The sequence below is a fragment of the Pseudoalteromonas sp. S2893 genome, from assembly GCF_005887105.1.
Lineage (GTDB): Bacteria > Pseudomonadota > Gammaproteobacteria > Enterobacterales > Alteromonadaceae > Pseudoalteromonas > Pseudoalteromonas atlantica.
Genome location: NZ_PNCY01000024.1, coordinates 1 through 4,104, shown reverse-complemented (window position 1 = coordinate 4,104; position 4,104 = coordinate 1). Strand labels below are relative to the sequence as shown.

General features: G+C 43.6%; 2 protein-coding genes. One reads left to right on the top strand and one right to left on the bottom strand.

Features of this window, described 5'->3' with window-relative positions; translation table 11 throughout:
- Positions 1 to 167 precede the first annotated feature (167 nt).
- Positions 168 to 2,348 (bottom strand): catalase/peroxidase HPI, encoded by a 2,181-nt coding sequence (gene katG / locus CWC04_RS12605; protein ID WP_138685592.1) that lies wholly within the window; start codon positions 2,346 to 2,348, stop codon positions 168 to 170.
- 658 nt (positions 2,349 to 3,006) lie between these two features.
- Between katG and CWC04_RS12600 the strand changes: the two genes are divergently transcribed.
- Positions 3,007 to 3,885 carry a tetratricopeptide repeat protein gene (locus tag CWC04_RS12600; protein ID WP_024032988.1) on the top strand — a complete coding sequence of 293 codons (879 nt, stop codon included), beginning with the start codon at positions 3,007 to 3,009 and terminating at the stop codon, positions 3,883 to 3,885.
- Positions 3,886 to 4,104: the final 219 nt, after the last annotated feature.

Genomic DNA, 4,104 nt, shown 5'->3' with positions numbered 1-4,104 from the left:
GAGTAGCGCGAAGCGCCTCTGTGTCCTCGGTGGTGGTATTTAATTTACAATTAATGAAAAGCTGTACATCAACCCTGAACAAGCTCTGTGCCTACAGGCCACGAACTAAAATTTAGACAATAAAAAAGGGGAGCTATGTTGCTCCCCTTTGTGCCTATAATTTTGATTTATTTAAGATCAAATCTGTCGGCGTTCATTACTTTTACCCATGCATTTACGAAGTCATGTACAAAACGTTCATTGTTGTCGTCTTGTGCGTAAAATTCGCTTAGTGCACGTAATATAGAGTTTGAACCAAACACTAAATCTATACGTGTTGCGGTCCATTTTATGGTGCCTGTTTTACGTTCAACAATGTTGTAAACACCTGGCTCAGACGGTTTCCAGTTATTGGCCATGTCGGTTAAGTTTACAAAAAAGTCGGTAGAAAGCGCACCTACGTTATCGGTAAATACGCCGTGTTTGCTGCCTGCGTAGTTTGTGCCTAACACGCGCATTCCGCCAAACAGTACGGTCATTTCTGGGGCTGTTAGGCCCATTAACTGGCTACGCTCTAAAAGTAGCTCTTCTGGCGATACGCTAAAGTCGCCTTTAAGGTAGTTTCTAAAGCCGTCGTGTACTGGCTCTAACGGTTCGAACGACTCGGCATCGGTCATTTCGTCGGTTGCATCGCCGCGCCCTGGCGCAAACGGTACTGTTACATCAACACCAGCTTGTTTTGCAGCTTGCTCTACAGCAGCCGTGCCACCTAATACGATTAAATCTGCAATACTGATAGGCTTAGCTAAACCTGCTTTAAATTTTTCAAGGGCGCTAAGTACGCTTGCTAGGCGCTCTGGCTCATTACCTTGCCAATCTTTTTGCGGAGCTAAGCGAATACGCGCGCCATTTGCACCACCACGGCGGTCTGAGCCGCGGTACGTGCGTGCGCTATCCCATGCTGTAGTAATTAAATCAGTTGCGCTTACGCCACAATCAAGAATTTGTGCTTTTAGCTCGCTAATTTCATCATCAGATAGGGTGTAGTCAACCGCTGGAATTGGGTCTTGCCAAATTAGGTCTTCGCTTGGTACATCTTTACCTAAGTAACACGCTTTAGGGCCTAAGTCGCGGTGCGTAAGTTTAAACCACGCGCGGGCAAACACATCAGAAAAATACTCAAAGTCGTTGTTAAAACGTTCAATAATTTTACGGTAGATTGGGTCTACCTTCATGGCCATATCGGCGTCGGTCATCATTGGGTTTAAACGAATTGATGGGTCTTCTACATCTACCGGCTTGTCTTCTTCTTTAATGTTTACAGGCTCCCATTGGTGCGCGCCTGCTGGGCTTTTAGTTAGTTCCCACTCGTAGTTTAATAGTAAGTGGCAGTAGCCGTTATCCCATTTTGTTGGGTGGGTAGTCCACGCGCCTTCTAGGCCCGACGTTACGGTATTGCGACCAAAGCCGCCTTCTTTAGTGCTGTTCCAGCCTAGGCCTTGCTCGTGTACGTCGGCCGCTTCTGGCTCTGGGCCTAAGTGCTCGGCTTTACCGTTACCGTGGGTTTTACCTACCGTGTGACCGCCTACAGTAAGCGCTGCGGTTTCTTCGTCGTTCATTGCCATGCGAGCAAATGTTTCACGTACGTGCTGCGCGGTTTTTTGCGGATCGGGTATCCCATTTACGCCTTCTGGGTTTACGTAAATTAAGCCCATTTGTACTGCAGCTAATGGGTTTTCCATGGTGTCGGGTTTTTCTACGTTGTCGTAACGCTCATCACTCGGTGCTAGCCATTCTTTTTCTGCGCCCCAGTAAATGTCTTTTTCTGGATGCCAAATGTCTTCACGGCCACCTGCAAAGCCATAAATTTTTAAGCCCATTGATTCGTATGCCATGTTACCGGCTAAAATAAATAGGTCGGCCCACGATAGTTTGTTCCCGTATTTTTTCTTGATTGGCCATAATAGGCGGCGCGCTTTGTCTAGGCTTGCGTTGTCTGGCCACGAATTTAGCGGCGAAAAACGCTGGTTACCGGTGCTTGCTCCACCACGGCCGTCTGATAATCGGTACGTACCCGCAGAGTGCCATGCCATACGGATCATTAAGCCGCCGTAATGACCCCAATCGGCTGGCCACCAATCTTGGCTATCGGTCATAAAGGTTTTTAGGTCTGCTTTTACTGCGTCTAAATCGAGAGATTTGAATGCTTCGGCGTAGTCAAAGTCTGTGCCGTAGGGGTTTGATTTTGTGTCGTGCTGATGAAGAATGTCTAAATTTAGAGTATTTGGCCACCAATCTGTGTTTACTTTAGAAATAACTGAGTTACTACCGTGCATTACGGGACATTGACCCGATTTAGTGCTGCTCATTTTCAGCTCCTTACTTTAAATGAAGAGTTTAACTATTTTACTCAAGCCCCAGCGCTTACATTTAAAGTAACACGCTAAGGTTTATTAATTTTGTGCATAATTTTTATTTACTGCTCAAACAATATAGACCCCTAATATTACATTCGCCAGCGTATTAACTTGAATTAAATCGATTGAAACCATTGGTTTAATGAATACAGTTTAAACTCCACAATTAGTGTGATCGGATTAAATAGATAACGCGTAATGGTATGTGAAGGGTTTGAAAGTGGCTTTTAATTGAGCGCACATTGGAATACCCCCCCTTCACCATGAAATTAAAGTTGTTTATAAAGGTGCATTACTAAGCCCAATGCACCTTTACTTTATAACTTATTGAAATCTATTTTGAATAATTAAGTAAATGTTCAGATTAACTTGATTATTATTACCACTCACTCCTGTTATTTCCCTGCGACAATTTATTGTTGTTTTAAGCAGTTTTGCCAGCCCACATTGGGCTGGTTTTTTTTGCCTAGAATTTAGAATCCTTTAAGGCTGTGTGAACAGTTGTATGATTTTGTTAAGTTGTTTAATGTTCAAAGCAAACACGCCCTAGTGCCAATAAGCCTTGCATGTTAAAGTGCGATTAGTCACTAATAATTAACTAGGCGTACCCATGCGTTTTTATATAACTATTCTATTTGTTTGTTTTGTTTCGCTTTTAAATACTGTTAATGCCCAAGAATCTGCTGCACCAACAGAAGAGCAACAGCAACAAGCGTTAGCACAATTAAATGAGCCCATGTATAAACCGCTTTTAGAACGCTATATTCTTGATGAGTTAAAAGCCGTTCGCCAAGACCAACAACAATTACGCGAAGATGTGACAAAACAAGTTACACACGCCCAGTTAGACACCGCCGACAGAGCGCTTATATACACCACCGACACTATTAATAACGTGTTTTTTATTATTACTGCTACGGCCTCTATTTTGGTTTTAGTAGGCTGGAACTCGCTGCGCGATGTTAAAAATAAAGTAGAAGACATAGTAAATACGCGTGTCAGTGTGATCACTGACGAGTACGAAGATCGCTTAAAAATTCTTGAAGAAAAACTGCGTGTACGCTCAGAAGAAATACTCAGTAACCAAGAGCGTATATCGGTCACTAACGAGGTGCACTCGTTATGGATGCGCGCAAACCTAGAAAGCGACTTTGCAAACAAAATAGAAATATTTGACGAAATTTTAAAACGTAAGCCAGAAGATGTAGAAGCCATTGCCTACAAAGCCGATGCATTATTAGAGCTAAACGAAACCGCCAAAGCCATTGAGTTATGTAACCAAGCTATTGATATAGATAGCGACTACGGCTATGCCTACTGGCAGCGTGCGTGTGCGTATGCACTTACACACAAACATGCCGATGCATTAGCCGATATAAAAATGGCCCTTGAATACTCGCCAAACTTACGTAATGAGCTACTACACGAAAGTGCATTTGCCAGCCTACACGACAACGACAGCTTTAATACCATAGTAGCGGGTAGCTAGAGTTTTGTAGGCGCGTTTTTAGCGTAAAGTGCGAAGCCCACAATAGCAGTAGCAGCGGCTTTATGCCGCGAAAAAATTCAATATAAAACGCGAGGTAAACTCGCTGCTACGTAGTTAGCTCATGCTTTCGTTTAAAAGTGATTATGTCACCACCGAGAAGTGAAGGAAGAGAACATAGTGGATAATTTACAGACCACGCCCCCACACGAGCTACTTGGT

What these genes read in the sequence shown, in the direction of transcription:
- katG (WP_138685592.1), bottom strand. Translation starts at nt 2,348, where the DNA reads ATGAGCAGCACTAAATCGGGTCAATGTCCCGTAATGCACGGTAGTAAC.
- CWC04_RS12600 (WP_024032988.1), top strand. Translation starts at nt 3,007, where the DNA reads ATGCGTTTTTATATAACTATTCTATTTGTTTGTTTTGTTTCGCTTTTA.